The organism is Mycobacterium sp. 1245801.1 (genome assembly GCF_001673055.1).
GTDB lineage: Bacteria > Actinomycetota > Actinomycetes > Mycobacteriales > Mycobacteriaceae > Mycobacterium > Mycobacterium europaeum_A.
In genome coordinates, this window is sequence record NZ_LZKY01000226.1 from 1 (window position 1) to 1,072 (window position 1,072).

Annotated in this window: 2 protein-coding genes and 1 pseudogene; all 3 read right to left on the bottom strand. The window is 66.9% G+C overall.

Features of this window, described 5'->3' with window-relative positions:
• A pseudogene (locus tag A5622_RS14880) lies at positions 1–554 on the bottom strand (DNA polymerase III subunit beta); the annotation flags it as partial.
• Positions 555–637: 83 nt separating this feature from the next.
• Positions 638–880 (bottom strand): hypothetical protein, encoded by a 243-nt coding sequence (locus A5622_RS14885; RefSeq protein WP_066879480.1) that lies wholly within the window; start codon positions 878–880, stop codon positions 638–640.
• A gap of 1 nt (position 881) precedes the next feature.
• Positions 882–1,072, bottom strand: a 191-nt coding sequence (locus A5622_RS29710) for a hypothetical protein (protein ID WP_197508016.1), incomplete at its 5' end; no start/stop codon positions are given.

Consider the following 1,072-nt stretch of genomic DNA (forward strand, 5'->3'; position numbering starts at 1 on the left):
CATGGGATCGTCTTCGTCGCGACGCGGTAGCGGTCGGTGGCCGACAACGTCAACCCGCCGAGCGGGTCGACGTCGAAACACACCGCCTTGATGCTCGAGTACCCGTCGCCGCGGTGCACCGCGAAACTGGTTTGCGCGATCGCCTCCGCGAACTGTCCGGCGTCCACGCTGCCCGCGTCGGCCGGCCGCGTCGGCAGGTCTGGGTACTCACTCCCCAGCATGGTGGGCAACGTGAACTCTGCGGCCCCGCACAGGATGCGTGCAGTACCACCCTCAGTCTTGAACTCCACCGGCTTGCGTGCCAGCGCCTTGCTGATCGCCTGCAGCAGGCGCCCGGACACCAAGGTGGTTCCCAGTGATGTCACATCCGCCCCAGCGCTTGTCACGGCGGCAACTTCGTAGTCGAACGCCTCCAGGATCACGTAACCGGAGCCGCTGGTGAGTCGGATCGCGCCGAGCAGCGGGTTCAACGGCTTCGCCGGCAACGCCCGCGCCACCCAGTTGATCGCATCCGCGAACTCGTCGCGAGTAATCGTGAACTGCAAATCGGACATAAGGATCGTCACTCCTGGTGTGTGGGCCGCCGTCAATCGGCCGTTGCGTACACCATAGACCGGATCGTTTGACGCAATAACGTCTAGCGTTTGATGAACCGCGCCGACGCCACGAAAGTGCCCACCAGATAGAACGGGTCCACCCGCCGGTGCAGCCGGTTCGCCAAGTGCAGCGCCGTGACCGCGATCGCGCCGGTCGTGAGGACCGGGTGGGCGACGACACCGCGGCGGGCGGCGTCGGTCAACTGCTCCCCTTGCGGGCAGAACATGTCCCAAGCTGCGACGTAAGCCCCGAGCGCCACCCAGGCGCGGCAGCCCGGACGCATGTCACAGCTCCCGCTGCAATTCCGCGGGGGGCTCCGGCATGGTGCCCGTGTTGTTGACGGTGGCCCAACGGATCACCTCGCGGAGGTGCGCGACCGCGATCCGGTACAGCGACTCCCAACGCGACGCCCGCTCCTCGGCGATCACCGCCCGGGTCTCCGCCGAGTCGATGCGCCGTTCAGCCGTGATGACGA